The 19814-nt window shown below is 61.8% G+C and carries 16 protein-coding genes and 1 pseudogene; 10 read left to right on the top strand and 7 right to left on the bottom strand.

Going from position 1 to position 19814, the window contains the following annotated elements; all coding sequences use genetic code 11:
• Positions 1-42 precede the first annotated feature (42 nt).
• Together WDS16_RS05185 and WDS16_RS05180 are read right to left on the bottom strand one after the other, a co-directional pair.
• Positions 43-1230, bottom strand: a complete 1188-nt coding sequence (locus tag WDS16_RS05185; protein WP_338891027.1) for a PP2C family protein-serine/threonine phosphatase — start codon at positions 1228-1230, stop codon at positions 43-45.
• An 11-nt stretch (positions 1231-1241) separates the two neighbouring features.
• A complete protein-coding gene (locus WDS16_RS05180) occupies positions 1242-2042 on the bottom strand; it encodes an alpha/beta hydrolase (protein WP_338891026.1) in 801 nt (266 codons plus the stop codon).
• 79 nt (positions 2043-2121) lie between these two features.
• Here WDS16_RS05180 and WDS16_RS05175 point away from each other — a divergent pair, with 79 nt between their 5' ends.
• A complete protein-coding gene (locus WDS16_RS05175) occupies positions 2122-3141 on the top strand; it encodes an LLM class flavin-dependent oxidoreductase (RefSeq protein WP_338891024.1) in 1020 nt (339 codons plus the stop codon).
• A gap of 54 nt (positions 3142-3195) precedes the next feature.
• On the opposite strand, the gene WDS16_RS05170 is transcribed toward WDS16_RS05175, so the two are convergent.
• The gene (locus WDS16_RS05170) at positions 3196-4203 is read right to left on the bottom strand and encodes an alcohol dehydrogenase catalytic domain-containing protein (RefSeq protein ID WP_338891023.1); all 1008 of its coding nucleotides are present in this window, start codon (positions 4201-4203) and stop codon (positions 3196-3198) included.
• Positions 4204-4437: 234 nt separating this feature from the next.
• On the opposite strand from WDS16_RS05170, the gene WDS16_RS05165 reads away from it, so the two are divergent.
• The 6 genes from WDS16_RS05165 (at position 4438) to WDS16_RS05140 (ending at position 11405) form a co-directional block, all read left to right on the top strand.
• Positions 4438-5535 (top strand): ferredoxin reductase, encoded by a 1098-nt coding sequence (locus WDS16_RS05165; RefSeq protein ID WP_338891022.1) that lies wholly within the window; start codon positions 4438-4440, stop codon positions 5533-5535.
• 31 nt (positions 5536-5566) lie between these two features.
• Positions 5567-6991 (top strand): fatty acid desaturase family protein, encoded by a 1425-nt coding sequence (locus tag WDS16_RS05160; RefSeq protein WP_338891020.1) that lies wholly within the window; start codon positions 5567-5569, stop codon positions 6989-6991.
• A 75-nt stretch (positions 6992-7066) separates the two neighbouring features.
• Positions 7067-7267, top strand: coding sequence for a hypothetical protein (locus WDS16_RS05155; protein WP_338891019.1), 201 nt, complete (start codon positions 7067-7069; stop codon positions 7265-7267).
• Positions 7268-7477: 210 nt separating this feature from the next.
• Positions 7478-8911 (top strand): amidase, encoded by a 1434-nt coding sequence (locus WDS16_RS05150; protein WP_338891017.1) that lies wholly within the window; start codon positions 7478-7480, stop codon positions 8909-8911.
• A 138-nt stretch (positions 8912-9049) separates the two neighbouring features.
• Complete coding sequence (locus tag WDS16_RS05145) at positions 9050-9844, top strand: MBL fold metallo-hydrolase (RefSeq protein WP_338891015.1); 795 nt, start codon at positions 9050-9052, stop codon at positions 9842-9844.
• A 157-nt stretch (positions 9845-10001) separates the two neighbouring features.
• Entirely contained in the window at positions 10002-11405 is a 1404-nt protein-coding gene (locus WDS16_RS05140; RefSeq protein WP_338891014.1) for a carotenoid oxygenase family protein, read from the top strand.
• On the opposite strand, the gene WDS16_RS05135 is transcribed toward WDS16_RS05140, so the two are convergent.
• On the bottom strand, positions 11391-12284 hold the full coding sequence (locus WDS16_RS05135; protein WP_338891012.1) for a helix-turn-helix transcriptional regulator: 894 nt from the start codon (positions 12282-12284) through the stop codon (positions 11391-11393). The genes WDS16_RS05140 and WDS16_RS05135 overlap by 15 nt on opposite strands.
• Before the next feature lie 166 nt (positions 12285-12450).
• Here WDS16_RS05135 and WDS16_RS05130 point away from each other — a divergent pair, with 166 nt between their 5' ends.
• Positions 12451-13305: an SDR family NAD(P)-dependent oxidoreductase gene (locus tag WDS16_RS05130; RefSeq protein WP_338891011.1), complete on the top strand. Its 855-nt coding sequence runs from the start codon at positions 12451-12453 to the stop codon at positions 13303-13305.
• A gap of 53 nt (positions 13306-13358) precedes the next feature.
• Here WDS16_RS05130 and WDS16_RS05125 read toward each other — a convergent pair whose 3' ends face one another.
• Both WDS16_RS05125 and WDS16_RS05120 read right to left on the bottom strand, forming a co-directional pair.
• A complete protein-coding gene (locus WDS16_RS05125) occupies positions 13359-14537 on the bottom strand; it encodes an Nramp family divalent metal transporter (RefSeq protein WP_338893248.1) in 1179 nt (392 codons plus the stop codon).
• Between the two features lie 376 nt (positions 14538-14913).
• A pseudogene (locus WDS16_RS05120) lies at positions 14914-15854 on the bottom strand (dihydrodipicolinate synthase family protein).
• Positions 15855-16113: 259 nt separating this feature from the next.
• Between WDS16_RS05120 and WDS16_RS05115 the strand changes: the two are divergent.
• The gene (locus WDS16_RS05115) at positions 16114-17145 is read left to right on the top strand and encodes a LacI family DNA-binding transcriptional regulator (RefSeq protein WP_338891010.1); all 1032 of its coding nucleotides are present in this window, start codon (positions 16114-16116) and stop codon (positions 17143-17145) included.
• A gap of 228 nt (positions 17146-17373) precedes the next feature.
• A complete protein-coding gene (locus WDS16_RS05110) occupies positions 17374-18639 on the top strand; it encodes an MFS transporter (protein WP_338891009.1) in 1266 nt (421 codons plus the stop codon).
• Here WDS16_RS05110 and WDS16_RS05105 read toward each other — a convergent pair.
• Positions 18608-19642 carry an ABC transporter substrate-binding protein gene (locus tag WDS16_RS05105; RefSeq protein WP_338891008.1) on the bottom strand — a complete coding sequence of 345 codons (1035 nt, stop codon included), beginning with the start codon at positions 19640-19642 and terminating at the stop codon, positions 18608-18610. The two genes, WDS16_RS05110 and WDS16_RS05105, sit on opposite strands and share 32 nt — an antisense overlap.
• Between the last annotated feature and the right edge of the window lie 172 nt (positions 19643-19814).

Below are 19814 nucleotides of genomic sequence, written 5' to 3'. Positions count from 1 at the left end.
CCTGCGAGACTAACAACCGCTTTGCGGCAGGTCACGCGAGTTTCAGACGGAGTGATCCGACGCCGGCAACCCGAACGCCATGATCGCCGCGTCGTCTTCCAGTCCGGCGCCGAAGCTCTCCATCAAGTCGCGAAGTACGCCGACGATTCGGTGCGCGCTCGACGGGGCGTGAGCCTTCGCGAACTCGAGCAACGCTCCGTCGTCGTCGTAACGCTCGCGACCGATTCCGGTGCGTGCTTCGGTCAGGCCGTCGGAATAGAGCACCACGGTGTCCCCCGGCATCAACCGAATGCGAGTCGACACGAACCGAGCATCAGGAAGAATCCCTACGAGTTGTCCGCCCGGCGTGTCCAAATACTCTGCGGTGCCGACCTTTCGGAGCAGCATTGCCGGCGGGTGCCCGCCACTGGCCAATTCGACGTCGAGTCCACCCCCACCGAGGGTCATGATCCCGAACACGACGGTGCAGAATTTGGCCGCTTCCTGTCCGAACTCCTGCAGGAGAAGCGAATTGAGATCGCGCAGCACCGTTGCCGGATCTCGGTCGTACACCGCCGCCGCGCGGAGGGTGTATCTCGTCGACGAGGTGATGGCTGCAGCCTCGGGGCCCTTGCCGCACACGTCTCCCAGGAAGAAGCCCCACCGATTGTCCGACAACGGAAACAGGTCGTAGAAATCTCCCCCGACGTCGTAATTCGAGGCGAAGTGGTAGTACGCGTCGGCGTCGACTCCGTTGGGCGGCGTAAGCGACGGAGGCAGTAGCGATCGCTGCAGAGTGGTGGCGAGTACCTGCACACGCTCACGTTCGAATTCGGCGCGTCGGCGTTCCTCGATCAGCTCGCGCTCGTAGGAGCGTCGTTCCCTGGCGTCGAGTGCGGTGATACGAATCAGAGCCGGAACCCCGTCCGGACCCATCCTGGTGTTCGCGGTGACGAAGACAGGAAGCCGCTCGCCGTGCGAGTCGATCAGATCGAGTGCTGCACTCTCGATCGAGCCGCGAGTGAGGAGCAGCGGCGCGAAATGAGTCTCGTAATGGATGCGACCGCCGACTGTGAGGAGATCCGCGAAGCAGCGTCCGAGCAGTTCTCCACGTTCGTACTCGAGCCACTTCAACAGGGTGGCATTCACTTTCGCGATCCTGCCGTCGGGCCAGGTCGACAGGTAACCGCACGGTGCGAACTCGTAGAGATCCTCGGCGGTGTCGTGCAGCAGCGGATCGGCGTCGTTCATCGGACGGTCGTTCATGAGAAGTCGACGAACGACAGAATCGCCTGCGCAGTGATATCCGGGTTGCTCACCTGTGGGCAGTGTCCACTCGCATCCAGCGTGATCAAGGAGCTGCCTGTGATGTGTTCGCAGACATAGCGTCCCACTGATGGTGGAGCGAGCGAATCGTTGGCGCAGTCGATCACGAGAGTCGGAGTCACCACCCGCTCCAGATCTGCCCGATTGTCCGACAGAAAGGTAGCTCGCGCGAACGATCGAGCACACGCAGGGTCTGTCCTGCAGAAGCTCTCGGTCAATTCGTCGCCGAGTTCAGGACGATCGGGGTTGCCCATGATCTGCGGAGCCATTTGGCGAGACCAACCGAGGTAGTTGCTGTCGAGCGAGTCGAGTAGTTCGTCGATGTCGGCGATGCTGAACCCGCCTCGGTAGTCACCGTCGTCGATGTACCGGGGTGACGGTGTCAGCAGAACGAGCCGGGCGAACAAGTCCGGTCGCGCCGCCGCCGCCAAAACGCCGATCATCGATGCCACCGAGTGACCGACGAAGGTGACGTTCCGCAGATCGAGATCGGTCACGATGTCCACGACGTCGGCCGCGTATGCATCGAGAGACGAATAGCGTTCTTGATCCCACGCCGCCACGTCGGATGCACCGGCTCCCACATGATCGAACAGCACGACGCGGCACGTCGGCGTCAACAGTTCGGTGACGGCACGCCACAGCTGCTGATCGCAACCGAAACCGTGCGCAAGCATGACCGTCGGGCCGCCGTCCTTGCCCACGATCGACACATTGTTCCTTGCTCGCACATCCACGGACTCAGTGTCTCACCCGCCTATTCGCTGGTGAGCGCGGAGGCGGAATAGGAATCTTGCGTCTCTTGTTGAAGCGACAATGAAAAAGATCGGGTTCTTGTCGTTCGGTCACTGGACGCCGTCACCGCAGTCCCAGACGCGGTCCGCTTCGGAAGTACTCCTTCAGTCGATCGATCTGGCGGTTGCTGCCGAGGAGTTGGGCGCCGACGGCGCGTACTACCGCGTGCACCACTTTGCCAATCAGCTCTCCTCGCCGTTCCCGCTGCTCGCGGCGATCGGCGCCAAGACCGACTCCATCGAGATCGGTACCGGAGTCATCGACATGCGCTACGAGAACCCCTACTACATGACCGAGGATGCGGGATCTGCCGACCTCATCTCGGGAGGCCGACTGCAGCTCGGCATCAGCCGAGGATCGCCCGAGCAGGTGATCGAGGGGTACAAGTACTTCGGTCACGTTCCGCAGGACGGCACCGATCACGCGGAGATGGCTCGCGATCACACTCGTACGTTCCTCGACCTCCTCGAAGGCAAGGGATTCGCCGAGCCCAATCCTCGCCCGATGTTCCCGAATCCCCCGGGATTGCTTCGTCTCGAACCGCACTCTGCTGGTTTGCGCGAGCGGATCTGGTGGGGAGCCGGAAACCGCCAGACCGCAGAATGGGCGGCCGAGCAGGGCATGAATCTGATGAGTTCGACGCTGCTGACCGAGGACACCGGAGTCCCGTTTCACCAATTGCAAGCCGAGCAGATCGAGCGCTTTCGCAAGACCTGGGCAGACGCCCAGCACTCACATGAGCCGCGCGTCTCGGTCAGTCGGAGCATCTTTCCGATCGTGAACGAAACGGACCGCGCCTACTTCGGGCGGCAGACAGAGGGACAGGATCAGGTCGGGTACATCGACGGAGGCATTGCTCGCTTCGGCAAGTCCTACGCAGGCGAACCGGACCGACTCATCGAGGAACTTGCCGCGGATGAGGCTATCGCCGCCGCCGATACCGTGCTGCTCACCGTTCCCAACCAACTCGGCGTCGACTACTGCGCGCACGTGATGGAATCGCTACTCACCGAGGTGGCACCCGCACTGGGTTGGCGCTGACGCATGCGGGGCGGGGCGTTCGGGGCGGGGGTGTTCGGGTGGAGGCGGCAGTTGTCACGGATGCACGATTGTCACCCCGCCCGCGCCGGCACCCGACGCATCGAGCGTCATCAGCCGGGCCGCCGCCTCCTCGATACCGATGACCTCCCGGACAAGCGCCTGCGGGCGTAGGGTCCCCGCCGAGATCTCGGCGAGCATCGCCGGGTAGGTGTGGGCCGACATCCCGTGACTGCCCAGCACCTGAAGCTCCTTGGCGATGACGCGGCCCATGTCGACCGTCGGAGATCCGTTTTCGCCCAGCAGGCCCACCTGAACGTGCCTGCCACGCGGACGCAGGCAACCGATGGACGCCCGCATCGTTTCCATCGCGCCGAAGCAATCCAGCGAGACGTCGACGTCGCGCACACTGGACGCGTCCGAGTACGCCTCGGTTGCCCCGAGTGTGCGGGCGAGTTCACGACTGGCCGACGCAGGATCGACGGCGATCACGTGTGCGCCTCGGGAAGCCGCAATCATCACCGCTGACAGCCCGACGCCGCCGCACCCGTGCACCGCGACCACATCTCCTCGCTGTACGCCGGCTACCTGTACGACCGCCCGGTAGGCGGTCGCGAACCTGCATCCGAGACTTGCGGCGGTGTCGAAGTCGATCTCGTCGGGGAGCAAGACGAGATTGACGTCCGCGTGTTCGAGCGCGACTCGGTCGGCGAACGATCCGTGGTGGGTGAAACCGGGCTGAGTTTGAACGTCGCACACTTGCTGGTCGCCGCGTCGGCATGGCGGACAGTCCCCGCAGGCATTGACGAACGGGACCGTGATGCGGGCGCCGACGGCGAAACGTTCGACGAGGTCACCGACTTCGACGACGATTCCTGCCAGTTCATGACCAGGAATGTTCGGCAGCGGAATGTCAGGATCGTGACCGCGCCAGCCGTGCCAGTCACTCCGGCACAGACCGGTAGCTTCGACCTCGACGACGACCCCGTGCGGCGAGCACGTCGGATTCGGTAGTTCACGTATCTCGATCGGGCCGCCGAACGTCTCGTAGATTGCTGCTTTCATCGTTTCATTGTGCGGTAGTCACGCAGTACGCACTCGTTCGAGTTCGCAGGGCAGTTTGGCGATGTTTGAGTAAGCTACTGACGGGTAATACCTGCCTCGGAGCGCCGGGCGCTCGGGCATTCGCGTGCCCCGGAGACGATCGTTGAATCTCCAATCTGCTTGCAATGCAAAAATATTCGGCCCATTTGGCCGATTTTCGCACGAAGCCCGCTGAGTGGCGGTTACGTTGCAGATGTGGCAGAGCGGGGGGCCAAGCCCCAGGTTTCATTGGTTCGTAGGACGGCGCTGCGCGCTGTCCGAATGTTGTTCAATCCGCTGAGACCCGACGACTATTTGTCGATGATCAACCCCCTGTGGACGACACGGGAGTTGCGGGGCCAGGTGGTTTCAGTCGCGCCCGAAGGATCGGATGCGGTGTCGGTGTTCATCCGGCCCGGATTCGAATGGGCAGGTCATACGCCGGGACAGTACGTACGTCTCGGTGTACTCATCGACGGCCGCTACCACTGGCGGGCGTACTCGTTGACGTCCGATCCCGACCCGGTTGACGGCCTCGTGAGCGTCAGCCCGAAGCTCGTACCGGAGGGCACCGTCTCGCCGTACCTGGTGGGGACCATCAGGACGGGCGACATCGTCCGTCTCAGCGAGGTGGAGGGTGAGTTCACGCTACCGAGTCCGATCCCGGACAAGATGGTGTTCATCAGCGCAGGCAGCGGCATCACGCCCATCATCAGCATGCTGCGCAGTCTCGATCACCACGACCAGATGTCCGACATCGTGGTCGTGCACTCGGTGCACACCCGTGAACAGCTCATGTTCGCCGAGACGCTCGAAGAGCTGGCGGCAAAACACGACGGGCTGCGTCTCGAGCTCCGTATCACCAGCGACGAAGGCCGGATGAAGGCTTCGGAGTTGGACGCGCTGGTCCCTGACTGGCGCGAGCGCGACGCGTTCTGCTCGGGTCCGGGCGAGCATCTGGACGATCTTCGGTCGTTCTGGAAGGACCAGGGCAATTCCGATCGGTTCCACTACGAGAGCTTCCAACCTGTCATCGGTGGGGGTGACGATGCAGGTGAGGGCGGCACCGTCCGCTTCACCAACAGCAACAAGGACGTCGAGTGCGACGGCAGCACCACCATTCTGGCCGCAGGCGAAGACGCGGGTCTCGATTTGACCTTCGGTTGCCGCATCGGGATTTGCCATACCTGTGTCGGCACGCTCAAGTCCGGGCGTTTACGAGACCTTCGAAACGGGGACGTCTCGGAACCTACGGGGCAAGCGGTGCGGATCTGCGTGAACACGGCAGAGGGCGACATCGAAATCGAACTATGAGTTCACGATTCAATTGCGACAAGGGGTACGCATGACCATCGAAGACACAACCAGGATAGATCCAGTCAATCCACTGGCACATCTCAGCGACGACACCATCGCCGAGCTCGCCAAAGAATTCGACGCCATTCACGACGAGGTCTATGCGAGCCTCGGCGCGAAGGACCGCAAGTACATCACTTCCGTAATCGCGGCCCAACGCCAGTTGCTCGTCGCAGGTCGAGTTCTGCTGCTCGGCTCGACGAGCAAGCCTGCCTGGGTTGCCGGCACCGCATGCCTCGGAATCGCCAAGATTCTCGAAAACATGGAAATCGGTCACAACGTCATGCATGGGCAGTGGGACTGGATGAACGATCCAGAGATCCACTCCTCGGTGTGGGACTGGGACACGGCATCCACAGCGCAGTCCTGGAAGCACTCGCACAACTACGTCCACCACACGTACACCAACATTCGAGGCAAGGACAAAGATCTCGGATACGAGATCATGCGGATCGATCCGCGCCAGAAATGGCATCCGGTGTATCTAGCCCAGCCGTTCTACAACGTCCTCCTGATGGCGTTCTTCGAGTGGGGCGTCGCATTGCACGACCTCGATATCGAGGCGATCCGACGGGGCGAGAAGCCCGCCAAAGATGTCATCAGCGACCTCAAAGGTATTGCGGTAAAGGCACGCAAGCAGTTCGTCAAGGACTACGTCGGCTGGCCGGTCATCAGTGCCGGCGCGTTTGCACTGGCACAGTTGGCGTCGGGCGGCCGACTGCGCGAGAGTAAGAGGTCGAGGATCGCGACAAAGCTGCGCTCGTCCACCCGCTTCGGCGCATCGCGCAAGACGGCCGCGTTTTTCGACAGCAGATTCAGCGGTATCGAGAGCACGTTCCTGTCCACCCTCGCTGCCAACTTCACGGCGAACATCATCCGCAACGTGTGGTCGCACGGAATCATCTTCTGCGGTCACTTCCCGGATCAGGCATACACGTTCAGCGAGGAAGAGGTCGAGAACGAAACCCGCGGTGGCTGGTACGTCCGTCAACTCGTCGGCGCCGCCAATATCGACGGTGGTCCCCTGTTCCACCTCATGAGCGGCAACCTCAGCTACCAGGTCGAGCACCACCTGTACCCGGACATGCCCAGCACCAGATATTCCGAGGTCGCACCGAAGATCAAGGACATCTGCGAGCGCTACCAGTTGCCGTACAACAGTGGGCCGCTGATGCAGCAGTGGGGCATGGTGCACCGCACCATCGCGAGACTGGCCCTCCCCGGCGGCAAGATTCGGCCGAAGCCAGGCCCCTACCGGCCGGAAGAAGCCTGGCGTCGCAAGTTCAGCGCCACGCCTTCCGACAGCGAGGCCGCACGCTCGCGTAGCCGCGTTCCCGCCGGGCACCCTGCCGCCGGACCGGAGCACAACTCCGGTGGTGTCGACGTCGAACCACCGCCCCGCGGCGACGACTGACACAAGCAGGTTCTTCTCCGCTGAATTCATCTGCCGTTGGTTGACAACGTTTGGGCGCGAATCCGATCATGAACCATGACCGAGCCATTCATGCCCAGACATCATCACGACGATTCGATCGATGCGGCCGACCCCGGCCTCGGCGCTCCCGGCCACGACGAGAACGTACCGGATGCAGCAGAGCTCGACGCACAGGTCGACGCCTTCGAAAAGCGCCTCGACGCAGAGCGTGACAGCCACATCCCGTTCCACGCACCGACTCCGAAGACGGACTGACCCCGAAGTAAGACATACCGCGGCATAGACCTTCCGGCCGGAGCATCGGTCTATGCACTTCGACTGAACGACCGGCCCTCAACATCACGCGAAGATCTCTGCCGCGTCGAATTCGTTGTGAATGACCCACTTCGATTCGTGCTCGATCGCGAGTGTGCGATAGTCGATCGGTTCGGTCGACTATCGCAGCTGACGAGGAAGCGGGTCTTCATGTCATGTCCAGGCCGCGTACATGCGTTTGCCGATGATGCTCTGGGTGAGCTCGATGCAACGGGTATTGCCGCGGCAATCGAGGCGGGCGAGATCAGTTCACTCGAGGCTGTCGATGCCGCGATTGCACGTGCCGACGCCGTGAACGAGCGTGTGAATGCGATCCAGACTGCTGACTTCGACCGTGCACGCACACTTGCACAAACCCCGCCTGCAGGCGTCTTCTCCGGAGTTCCGACGTTCGTCAAGGACAACACCGATGTCGCTGGATTGCCGACCGATCACGGTTCGCTCGCCATTCACTCGCGCCCAGCGTCGCGCAATGCCGCATTCACCGATCAGTTCCTCTCGACCGGGTTGATCAGCCTCGGCAAGTCGACGTTGCCCGAGTTCGGTTTCAACGCGAGCACCGAATACGAGACTCTGCCACCGACCCGCAATCCCTGGAACACCGATTACTCGAGCGGTGCTTCCTCGGGCGGATCAGCGGCTCTTGTCGCCGCAGGTGTAGTCCCGATCGCGCACGCCAACGATGGCGGCGGTTCCATTCGCATACCCGCCGCAGCATGCGGATTGGTCGGACTCAAGCTCACCCGCGGCCGTGAGATCGCCGACGCCCATTCCTCTGGAATGCCGGTCAACATCGTGTCCAACGGGGTTCTCACTCGCACAGTAAGGGACACAGCCGCGTTCGTGGCGCAAGTCGAGAGGTACCGAACACCTCCGAAGCTGCGTCCGGTCGGGCTGATCGAGGGCCCGTCGAACCGTCGACTCCGAATCGGCGTGATCACGGAATCACTGCCGGGCATACCCGTCGACGAGACCACCGGACTGGCCGTCCAGGACAGCGCCCACCTACTGGCCGATCTTGGACACGATGTCAGTGAACTGGGGCTGCCGTTGTCGGAAAAGGATCTTCGCGAGTTCCAGGAAGATTTCAAGATCTACTGGGCCTTCCTGGCATTTGCTGTTCGGAGGTTCGGGAAGAAGGTGATGGACCCGACGTTCGACGCGGCCGGAACGGATGCGTTGACCCGTGGCCTGTCACGCGTCTACATGCGCAACTTCTGGCGAACCCCACAGATGATTCATCGACTCCGACGGTCCGCGGACAGGTATCACGAAGCTTTCTCCGACATCGACGTCATGGTCTCGCCGGTGCTTGCACACACGACACCGAAGCTCGGATTCCTCTCCCCCGCCAACGGTTTCGATGTATTGTTCCCGCGACTTCTGGCGTACGTCGCGTTCACTCCGCTCAACAACGCCACAGGTGGCCCGGCAATTTCGCTTCCGCTGGCGCACACCACTGACGGCCTACCGATCGGTGTTCAATTCTTGGCCGACCATGGCGCCGAAGCAACGTTGCTGGAGTTGGCGTTCGAACTCGAAGCTGCCCGGCCGTTCCGAAAAATCACATCGGCCGAGCAGTAGGATTGCGGCTCCGCCGCAGTGGCATCCTGGTTTCCTGCGAACCCATTGTGTTTCCGCGCTGGCAATCGGGCTCGCGGGAACGCAAGCGGATCGCGGGAAGAGTGAATGCGTAGGGGCGCGGATGGAATGATGTCCACCATGCAATCGCTGGGTTCGCTGGTCAGGGTTCGCCACATCAACTGCGGGACGTTTCGGGCGCGGATCGGTGGTCCGGCGCTGGTGAGTCACGTGCTGGTGTGCGAATTCGAACATGGTCTCGTACTCGTCGACAGCGGTCTGGGTACGGACGACGTCGCGCACGCCACCGCCCGACTCGGAGCAGGCTTCCGTCTCCTCCTTCCCGCCCTCGATAGCGCGGAGACGGCGCTCGACCAGCTCGACAGATTGGGATGGACAGCGAACGATGTCACCGACGTCGTATTGACCCATCTGGATCTCGATCACGCCGGCGGCGCGGCCGACTTCCCGTCTGCGACCGTCCACACGACCGCCGTCGAGCTGAAATCGGCACAGACTCGATCGGGCATACCGGCGAAAGTACGTTATCGCCCAACGCATCTGGCAGCGATCGAACACCGATCAGCGGGCTACGTCGAGTGTTCCGGGGAACTGTTCGGAATGGCCGGGCACCAATTGCACGACTCGGTGTGGATGATTCCAATGCCCGGCCACACGGCAGGACATAGTGTTGTCGCCATCCGCGACCCCGAACACGGATGGCTACTACACGCCGGCGATGCGTTCCACCACCGCCGGGCAGTCACCGGTCAGCGATCAGGGAGATCGATCTCCATGGCCGAGGCATTGTTCGCCGACGATCTGAAGCTACTCCGAACCAATCAACGCCGACTCGCAGATCTGTCCACAACGCCGGGCGGCCCGCGCGTATTCTGCGCGCACGATCCGATCCAGTTTCGCGCCCTCATCACGTAAATACACGGCCTCTAACAATCTGTGCCGCAACATCATCCGACTACATCGTCGAATTTTCTGGTTTAGCCTTGCGGACCTCAGCATCGGCGTAAAGTACCTCGGCAGCTACCAGTGATCTGATCCGCCACGACATCATTCGCTGACTACTGAGGACACCATGACCGTCATCGCCGATCCGCACCGGCCACTGCCGGTCGATGTTGCCCACCATGCCCACCTGACCGGAGTCTTCGCACCACAGCGAGAGGAAGTCGATGTCGCGGACCTGGAGATCGTCGGCGACTTGCCCGACGACCTGAACGGCAGCTATCTCCGCAACGGCCCCAACCCACGGTTCGATCCGATCGGCTCATTCGTCTTTCCCCTGGACGGTGACGGGATGGTCCACCGCGTCAGTATCGCCGGGGGTCAGGCGTCGTACAGCAATCGGTTCGTGCGCACACCGATGGTCGAACTGGAAGAACAACGCGGCGAGGCTATCTGGTCCGGCGTGATGGACGGTTACACGCCGCCTGCGTCGGTAGTCGGCGACACACTCGCTGGAACCACCCGGCAACTCCCCGACATCAATATCGTCGAACATTCGGGCAAGCTCATGGCCATGGCCGAGGGCGACAAGCCCTACCTGCTCGACCGTGCACAATTGAAAACTCTGGGCCAGGAGGACTGCGACGGCGCGATGCGCGTCGGAAGCACCGCGCACCCGAAGATCGACCCACACACCGGCGAGATGGTGCTGTTCAATTACAGCCTCGAAGCACCGTACCTGACCTGGTCTGTTGTGGGAGCAGACGGGAGCGCCCGTCGCACACCGACGCCGGTGCCGGGGCTGGACAAGCCGATGATGATTCACGACATGGCTCTGACCGAAAAGTACATCGTGCTCTTCGTCAACCCATTGGTCTTCGATCTCGCGGCAGCGATGACCGGTGGCAGCCTGCTGGCTTGGCACCCGGAGGAAGGCACGCGCATCGCGATGATCCCGCGTGACGGTGGTGGTGTCCAATGGATCGACACGGATACGTTCTGGGTGTGGCACTTCGCCAACGCCTTCGACAATCCTGACGGCACCGTGACCGTCGACTACGTCGAGCATCTCTACCCGATGGGATTCGCGCAGACCTCGGTACCCAACCGTTCGACGTTGATGCGAGCGCTCTGCAATCCGTCGACGGGTGCGATCACGCGCACACAGATCAGTGAACGGGCAGGCATCGAGTTCCCCCGAGTCGACGACCGGTTGCTGACTCGCGACCACCGCCGCATTGCGACCGTCGGGCGGGCGGATGAGGATCACGACGTCCTCGAATCTCTGTGGTTCCACGACGTACATGCAGGCCGCGACGACGTGTGGACTCCGGGTGTAGCCCTCGGCGAACCCATCTACATTCCCGGGGAACAGCACGACTATTGGGGATCGATCGGCACCGATCCTGCCGACATGAAATCGCGGTTCTACGTGCTCGACGTCGAAAACCCAGCAGACGGACCACTTGCGACGATCGAACTACCCATCCGAGTCCCGGCCGGCCTGCACGGCGCCTGGCTACCAGCGCGGTAGATGCGAAGCGTTGGGGGCAGAGTCCAACTCGACTGTCGAACTGGTGAGTGACCAGCTGGAGAGGGTGTTCATGGCCTGGTGGGAGGCAGTGCCGACCTCGGTCGTGTAAACGAACAACGTTTGACTGGGATCGCCGGGCATCGTGAGCGTTTCGTAGCTGACGGTCAACTCTCCAACCATTGGATGTCGGAGTCGCTTCGAACCGAATGTCCGCTGATACACCCGGTTCTCACTCCACCAGCGTCGGAATTCAGGGCTGTGGCTGGTGAGCTCATCGATCAGGTTCTTGATTCCCTTGTCGTCGGGATAATTTCCGATTTCGAACCTGAGACTCTCGACAGCAGCACGCGCGTGAATTTCCCAGTCGACGAACAACTGGCGAGCGTCCTCCGCGACGAACATCCACCGCGCATAATTGCGTTCGCTCGGACGCATCGACTCGAAGTCGGCGAACAACGCGTTCGCCATTCGATTGCTCGCAAGCACGTCGGACCGCCGTCCGAGTATCAACGCCGGCTGACCATCGAGCGAATCGACAAGCTGCCGCAGACCCGGCCGTACCCGCTGCACCGGCCGCGACCGGGCAGGTCCGCTCGACGTGGCCCCGACAAGATTGCCCAAATGCACTCGCCCTGCCTCGCCGAGACCGAGTGCTCGTGCAATGGCGTCGAGAACTCCCGATGACGGTGTTATTCGTCGCCCTTGCTCCAAACGCGTGTAGTAATCGGTGGACACCCCGGCAAGGAGCGCGACTTCCTCACGACGCAAACCCGGCACTCGACGCACTCTGCCATCCTGCGGCAGGCCGGCACGCGACGGGTCGCAACCCGCCCGGGCGCGCCTGAGGTAGTCGGCTAGCTCGTGGTTGACATCCGGCATCTTCGAAGCATCGCAGAAATGCGACCGTCGTGCCTGGCCCGCTCAGTCCTAGTCACGCAACTCCGAGGAGTAAGAGGGCGCGTTATGGCCGATTTTCGACGGTAGTTCTGGCTCACGATCGACTGGTCGAGGAAAGTCCCGACCTGATCGCACGAGGAGTCTCCCTATGTCCTACCCCACCGCCACACCGGCAACCTGGTTCATAACCGGAACGTCGCGAGGTCTCGGTCTCGAGCTCGTCAAGCAGCTTCTGAAGCGCGGCGACAACGTGACCGCGACGACCCGCTCACCGGAGCGCCTCACCGCAGCGCTGGACGAGATGGACACGCAGCGACTATTGATCGTCGACGTCGACCTGGTCGACAGTGCATCGGTCTCGAGCGCCGTCACCGAGACCGTCGAACGTTTCGGCAGGGTCGACGTTGTGGTCAACAACGCTGGTTACGGGCTCATCGGATCCGTCGAAGACACCACCGATGCCGAGGCCCGGGCGATGTTCGACATTCACATCTTCGGGGTGTGGAACGTCTTGCGAGCCACTCTGCCGATTCTTCGAACGCAGGGCAACGGCCACATCATCAACCTGTCATCGGTTTTCGGTCTCGTCGCCGGTCCCGGCTGGGGGCTGTACAACGCAACGAAGTTCGCACTCGAAGGCCTGAGTGATGCTCTTGCACAGGAAGTTGCAGAACTCGGCATCAAGGTCAGCGTCGTGGAACCGGGTTACTTCCGAACAGATTTTCTGACCGCCGATTCGCTGGCGATGCCCGAGACCGTGAACGAGGTGTACGTCCCTATCCATGAGACGACTCGCACCCATCTCGCTCTTCAGGGCAGCCAACTCGGTGATCCGACAAAGGGGGCCTCCGCGATCATCGACATGGCCGTGGCGGGCGATGGTCCGCTGCATCAGCTTCTCGGTTCGGATTCGTACGCCTACGCCACCGCAAAGCTCGAGAGCCTGCGCGCCGATTTCGAAGCCGGGCGTGAACTGGCGCACAGCACCGACCATCAGGTGTGAGTCGACATGCGTCTCGCGACAGCGTTGACGACGCTGCCGCGAGACGTTGGGCACTATCGGGTGACGAGTTCGTAGACCAGCAACCCCGAAAGCGAGAGAATCGAGAAGAAGCCCAGAGCTCCGATGACGTTCTTGAACATAGTGTTTCGGAGATCACCCATGAGCTGACGGTTGTTGCTCATGATGAACAGCAGCAGCGCGAGTAGCGGCGCGATCAAGACTGTGAGCGCCTGGGCAACGATGATCAGTTGAATGGGCGACGAGGTGAACATCAACGTGATCACCAGACCCCATGCAAGGATGGCGGCGGCGGTCATCTTGGCGGTCGGGGTGCTCGGCGACGATCCTTTACCGAGCGCATCGGAGAGCATGGTTCCGCCGGCCGTAGCGTTTGCGACCATCGATGAAAACGCTGCTCCGGACAGTCCCAACGCGAAGATCGTGGATCCGACGGGGCCGGCGATCGGCTCGAAGATCTTCGCGAGACCGACGAGACTTGTGGCCTCGGCATTCTCGCGACCCAACACAGCCGCGGCGACAACGATCACCAGAGCGGTCATGATGCCGGGTGCCACGATGCCCGGAACCGTGTCGGCAATGGTGGTCCGCCGATACTCGGCGCGGGTGCGACCGCGCTCGTGAATTCCATAGGAGGTGAAGAACGCGGCATTGAGTGAGAAGTTGGTGCCCACCAATGCGACGACGAGCAACGCACTGCCGGGTGGAACTGTGGGCATCACACCGTCGAGCGCCTGGTACCAGTCGGGCTTGGAGATGACAGCGCTGATGATGAACGTGGCACCCAGCAGTCCCACGATGACGAGCAGGACCCGCTCCACCGCACGATAGACGTTGCGGAACAACAGAATCAAACCGACGAACAGTGTGCACGCGACGGTCCACACGAGTGGTGATCCGCCGAACACCATCGACAGGCCGAGCCCGGAGCCCACTGCATTGCCTACGGAGAAGCACAGCGTGATGAGGAAGACGCCGAGGCCTGCTGCAACACCGACCCGCTGTCCGAGAACATCTTTGACGGAACTGATCAACGACGTCGGGGTGCGGATACCGAGTCGCACGCTCATGTCGGCATAGATCAGCATGAAGATCGTCGACAGGACGATGACCCAGATAAGTGTGTAGCTGAACCTGCTACCGGCTTCGACTGCACTGGCGAGGTTGCCGGGGCCGAACTGCCAGGCGCCGGCGATGAAGGCGGGGCCCGCCATCGCCAGCGTGCTCAGCAGTGTCTTCCATTTGGTCGAACCGCCCGGTGGAAGTACGGCATCGGGAACGGTCGCGGACCGTGCCACCTGTGTTGTTCGGTGCTGACTCATGACGAGCCATTCTTCGAGGTGCTCTACGAACCGCTGGTAGGCAGTGTGCCCTCAACTCAGCGCGGCGGGGAGCAGATACGAGAAGTGAATACTGGGGTGTAGTCGGGCACGTCCTACCGAGCTGAGATGGAGGGTGCCTACCGAAAACAGTCGTGCGCGTCATGCATGTTTCACCAGGTGCGCGTCGATCGAAGAAAGTGGTGACTCGGCCCCCTCCTGGCATATGACCTGGCCGGAGGGGCGCCGATGCTGCAGCCTGACGTAGAGGTCAGACCAGGGCGGGAACGACGGAACCGAGGTTCGCAGAATCGAGGGCGGCCGCGATGTCCTCATGAGCACCTGCAGCGAGGGGCAGGAGTGGTGAGCGAACGGTTGCGTGCTCGAGGATTCCCCGGTGGACGAGTCCTTCCTTGAGCGCGACGGTTCCTTCCATGTGCGAGCCGCGATGGTAGACATTCGCGGTCACAGGGAGCAGACGATCATGAATCGCGCGGGCAGCCGGGTAGTCCTGCGCCTTTCCTGCAGCGATGAGTTCGATGAGCGGCTCGGGCGCGAGGCCACCGTAACCGACGAGCAGCCCGTCGACGTCGAACACGGTGTGCAGCAGGTATTCGTCGTGGCAGCTGAGAATCTGCAGTTCGGGGTTTTCCTTGCGCAGCACCGGAATCTCACGGTCCCAACGACGCATGTTGCGGACGCCGTTCTTGGTCGCGAAACGCCTTCCTGCGCGGCAATCTCGAGCTGTGTGTCGAGGTTGTACGTTGCCTTCGTGACATCGGGGTACTGGAACAGGATCAGCGGCAGACCGGACCCCTCGTAGAGCGCCCTGTAACGGTCCTGCGGCGCGCCGTCCTGGTAGCCGAAGCGCAACCACCCATGAGAGGGGTAGACCAAACCGGCCGACGCGCCCGCGTCGACAGCGCGTTTTGCCTCGTCGACGGATACTGCAGTGCCTTCGCCGGTGATGCCGGCGATGATCGGTAGCCGCCCGTCGACCGAGTCCTTGAATGCTCCGATGACACGGGCCTGCTCGTCCTGGGTCAGGAAGGTTCCTTCACCGGCGTGACCCAGAACGACCAGGCTCTTGACGCCATCGATACTGCCGAGCCAGGACCCGAGCCGCTGGATCGCGTCGTAGTCGACGGCGCCGTCGCGAGTGAAGGGAGTGATCGGTGCTGGATTCAGGCCGCGGAGGTCGAGGGTGCTCATTGATTCGTCCTTCTATCTTCTGATTGGGAACGTTGTCGGGAACGTTTGCAAAACGATAGACGCCCTCGTCGGGATGTGTCAACCATCACTTTTTGCTGCGGTTATCGAGCAGATCTCACTTTCGCGCACCACTCACTGAATCAATTCCTGCAAACGTTCCCGGCACGTTTGCATGCGTTGTAGCCTGGGGCGTGTCAGTACGTCGGCGGTGCGGACTCGACATGGACCGTCGAACAAATACGAAAGTAAGGTTCAGCAGATGCGCTCGACCCGCGGTGGACTGACATCGGATCGGACAGACGCGGTCACGCTGCGGGATGTTGCGAAAGCTGCCGGTGTCAGCATCTCCACGGTGAGCCGAGTGCTCGACGACCGAACTGCTCCCTCTCGGTCTGCGACGGCTGTGCGGGTGCGGGAGATCGCAGAACAGCTCGGCTATCGGCGCAACACCTTCGCGTCGAATCTTCGACGAGGTGCAACCGCCACGATCGGCGTCTTGGTACCGCGGCTATCGGACACGGTGATGGCCTTGATGTTCGAGGCACTAGGAAGAGCCGCTGGCAAACACGGCTACTACGCCATTGTCGCAACCAGCGGAGACGACCCGACAGACGAGTGGAACGCGGCTCAGTCATTACTGGAACGCAATGTGGATGGAGTTGTCCTTGCGACCAGCCGCAACGAGGACCCTCTGCCTGCACATCTGCGCGACAACGGAATCCCGCACGTTCTGGTGCTACGGACCGACAACGAGAGTCCATCGTCGATTGGAGACGACGAGACGGGAGGCTATCTCGCGGTTCGCCATCTGATCGACCTCGGCCATACCGACATCGCCGTATTGTCCGGCCCTCTGTTCACCTCCAGCGCCATCGGGCGCTTGGCAGGGGCACGACGCGCGTTCACCGAGGCTGGACTCGAACCCGACCCCGACTGGACCATCGAGACCGGGTATGGAATCGAAGCAGGCGCGGTCGCGGGAAATCAGCTGCTGGAGGACAGTAAACGCCCCACGGCAGTATTTGCAGCCAATGACAACCTGGCCCTCGGGGTGCTGTCCGCGGCACACCGACATCAGCTGATGGTCGGCCACGACCTATCCCTCGTCGGCTACAACGATATTCCGCTCGCTCAGCTACTTCCTGTCCCACTTACATCCGTGCACACTGCATTCGATCAGATTGCAAGCACTGCAATGGACTTGCTTCTCGACCGAACCGACAACACTTCTCCGATCAAAATGGCATTGCCGACGCTGATTCCCCGACAGTCTTCCGGTCGGCTTCGCTGATTACATCTACGCGGGTCAAAGGTCTTGCGGACGAGACGTTCTACGCTTGGCGGCCGCACTGGCATTGGGGGGACGCTCCGCGCCCAGTGGCACGATTAAGTGCCTTACCGTGCACTTAATCGCGCCACTGGCGCGGAGCGCCAGGTATACCCACGTGACCGGCCGGTCGTGTGGGTTGGTGGACGTCGCATCCCACAGTCCGCTGCTCGCTCAATATAGTTACTGCTCATGCACTCCGACACCGACGGCGACCGTCACAACCGCGCAAGTAGGTTGCGCGACGTCCCTGCGGTGGTCAAGTTGCTACTGGCGTCGATGGCGCTGTTCAACGTCGGTTTCTACCTGGTCGTTCCGTACCTTGCTGTGCATCTGTCGGACACCCTCGGATTCAGTGCTGCCATGGTCGGCATCGTTCTCGGGCTGCGGACATTCAGCCAGCAAGGCATGTTCTTCCTCGGCGGAAGCATCGGTGACCGACTAGGCCGTCGACCGGTCATATTGTGCGGCATATCGATTCGCATCATCGGCTTCGTGATACTGACGGTGGCCGATGCTTCCGCCGCAGTCGTGCTCGGTGTGCTGCTGATCGGCTTTGCGGCTGCATTGTTCGCTCCCGCAGTGGAGTCCGCCAACGCAGAATTCGGACGCGAACTCGAACAGAGCGGCGTCATGCGTCGCACCGAGTTGTTCGGGTGGGAACAGATGAGCAGTCGCCTCGGGACGGTCATCGGACCGGTCCTCGGTGCGGTACTGCTGATGTTCCCGTTCGCGGTGAGCGCCGCTGCCGCAGCCTTGCTCTTCGCGGGGCTGTGGGTTTGCTTCTACTTGCTCTTCCCCGCCAGAGATGCCACGGCGGCGACGGTGGCGTTGCCCGAGGTATGGACGACGGTTGCGAAGAATCGCGCGTTCATGATGTTCGCTGCGCTGTGCAGCATGCAATTCGTAGCCTTGGCACAGGTCTATCTCATGCTGCCCGAACACCTCGATCGCACCGTCGGATCACAGAGTGCGCTGGGGTGGTTCTACGGAGGCGCCGCAGTGTTGGTCATTGCTGGACAGCGACCGATGCTTCGAGCTGCCAACCGGATCGGTCGACGAACGGCGATCGTAGGGGGTTTGACGCTGATGGCGATGTCCTTCGTGATCCCCGCAGTCCCCTTCGCATTCGGGAACCCCACAGCAGTTGTTTCGTATCTTGTGTTGTCGGGGTGGCTCGCCGTGCTGTACCTCGGTCAGATGTTGATGGTCCCGACGATGCGCGACGCCCTTGCGGTTCTTGCGCGCGAACGACACTTGGGAGCGCACTTCGGAATGCTCAACACGATCGGCGGAACCCTTGCGCTCGGCGCGGGCGCTGGGACCGGGTTGCTCTACGATCACGCAGCGTCAGCGGCAGCACCCTGGCTGGCTACTGCCGCTGTCACTGCCGTTGCAGCGTTGCTGCTTTGGTACTGGTCGCGAACTAACGATCCCTGGCTGCCTCGGCCTGGTTGATCTGATCGACGAACTGCGACAACACGAACGGGATAGTCAACGGGTTGGGCATCGAGACTGCGTCGCTGACGATCGGGTCGAGCGCAATCAGGCCACCGGTGCGCACGACCTCCATCGAGGCGAAGGTGGATTGCTGCTCCATATCCGAGCGCGAACGTTCGTAGTTGTCGAACAAGAGGTAGTCGGCCTCGAGCAGGCTGTAGTTCTCGGCGGACAGTTCAGTGTTGAGCTTGCCCGCGAACCGGTCGGCCAGGGCCGGTGGTGGCGTGAATCCGAGTGCAGTCAGTAGTTGCGCGCGTGCCGATTCCGGACTGAACGCCCTGAGGTTGCCGTCACTCCACCGAATAACAAGAGCCGCCGACTTGCCGACGAACTGCGGGTTTTCTGCGCGGGTTCGAGCTATCAATGCTTCGACATCTCGCACTTCGTTCTGCCCTGCGGCAGGCAATCCGACGGCGGTACCGATTCTCGTGGTGACCTCCTGCCACGGCAGAACCCAATCCACTTGGTCTGCAGCGTGCAGAACCGTCGGCGCAATGGCACTGAGCTGCTGGTACGTTTCTTCGTCGATTGCGTTGTTGACGGCGAGGATCAGATCCGGGGACGCTGCCGCGATGGTTTCGATGTCGAAGTCGGTGGTGGCGTTCGCGAGCGATACGGGTTCGCCACCTGTGAGGGCCGACTCTGCCCACACACCGATCCCGTCGTCGGTCGATCCGTTCCAGACCGGCACGAGCACCGGTGTGACTCCCAAGGACAACAGAACATCGGCATCACCGATACCCACCGCTGCGATCCGAGTCGGCGCATTGTCAATGGTCGTCGACCCGAATTTGTGGTCGATCGTCACAGGGAACGCATTTGGCTCGACGTTGCTCCCCGAAGCGAGAGTGCCTGCGGAGCCATCACTTTCATCCGCTCCGGCGCAGGCGGTCACGGCGAGTCCGGCCACAGTCGCGAAGGTCAAGGACAACATGGATCTACGGGTGATAGCGGGGTTCATCAAGCCTCCTGGGAAATATGGTGTGGCTATCCTAATCGGAAAATGGGTGTTCTGGGTCAGGACGCCGAAGCATCGAGCACGAGTGACATCAGTCTCAGACGTGCTTTCACCCGTCACAAAACGGCGTGCTGCGTTGTCTTCCGTTCGACAACCCACAATCAGGAGGCTTCCG

This window comes from Rhodococcus sovatensis (assembly GCF_037327425.1).
Taxonomy (GTDB): Bacteria; Actinomycetota; Actinomycetes; order Mycobacteriales; family Mycobacteriaceae; genus Rhodococcoides; species Rhodococcoides sovatense.
The sequence above is the reverse complement of the archived record's forward strand: the minus strand, read 5'-3'. Positions and strand labels throughout refer to the sequence as shown.

Coding starts and splice junctions, on each gene's coding strand:
- WDS16_RS05185 (WP_338891027.1), bottom strand. CDS start 1,230: ATGAACGACGCCGATCCGCTGCTGCACGACACCGCCGAGGATCTCTAC.
- WDS16_RS05175 (WP_338891024.1), top strand. CDS start 2,122: ATGAAAAAGATCGGGTTCTTGTCGTTCGGTCACTGGACGCCGTCACCG.
- WDS16_RS05170 (WP_338891023.1), bottom strand. CDS start 4,203: ATGAAAGCAGCAATCTACGAGACGTTCGGCGGCCCGATCGAGATACGT.
- WDS16_RS05160 (WP_338891020.1), top strand. CDS start 5,567: ATGACCATCGAAGACACAACCAGGATAGATCCAGTCAATCCACTGGCA.
- WDS16_RS05155 (WP_338891019.1), top strand. CDS start 7,067: ATGACCGAGCCATTCATGCCCAGACATCATCACGACGATTCGATCGAT.
- WDS16_RS05150 (WP_338891017.1), top strand. CDS start 7,478: ATGTCATGTCCAGGCCGCGTACATGCGTTTGCCGATGATGCTCTGGGT.
- WDS16_RS05145 (WP_338891015.1), top strand. CDS start 9,050: ATGCAATCGCTGGGTTCGCTGGTCAGGGTTCGCCACATCAACTGCGGG.
- WDS16_RS05140 (WP_338891014.1), top strand. CDS start 10,002: ATGACCGTCATCGCCGATCCGCACCGGCCACTGCCGGTCGATGTTGCC.
- WDS16_RS05135 (WP_338891012.1), bottom strand. CDS start 12,284: ATGCCGGATGTCAACCACGAGCTAGCCGACTACCTCAGGCGCGCCCGG.
- WDS16_RS05130 (WP_338891011.1), top strand. CDS start 12,451: ATGTCCTACCCCACCGCCACACCGGCAACCTGGTTCATAACCGGAACG.
- WDS16_RS05125 (WP_338893248.1), bottom strand. CDS start 14,537: ATGGCGGGCCCCGCCTTCATCGCCGGCGCCTGGCAGTTCGGCCCCGGC.
- WDS16_RS05115 (WP_338891010.1), top strand. CDS start 16,114: ATGCGCTCGACCCGCGGTGGACTGACATCGGATCGGACAGACGCGGTC.
- WDS16_RS05110 (WP_338891009.1), top strand. CDS start 17,374: ATGCACTCCGACACCGACGGCGACCGTCACAACCGCGCAAGTAGGTTG.
- WDS16_RS05105 (WP_338891008.1), bottom strand. CDS start 19,642: ATGAACCCCGCTATCACCCGTAGATCCATGTTGTCCTTGACCTTCGCG.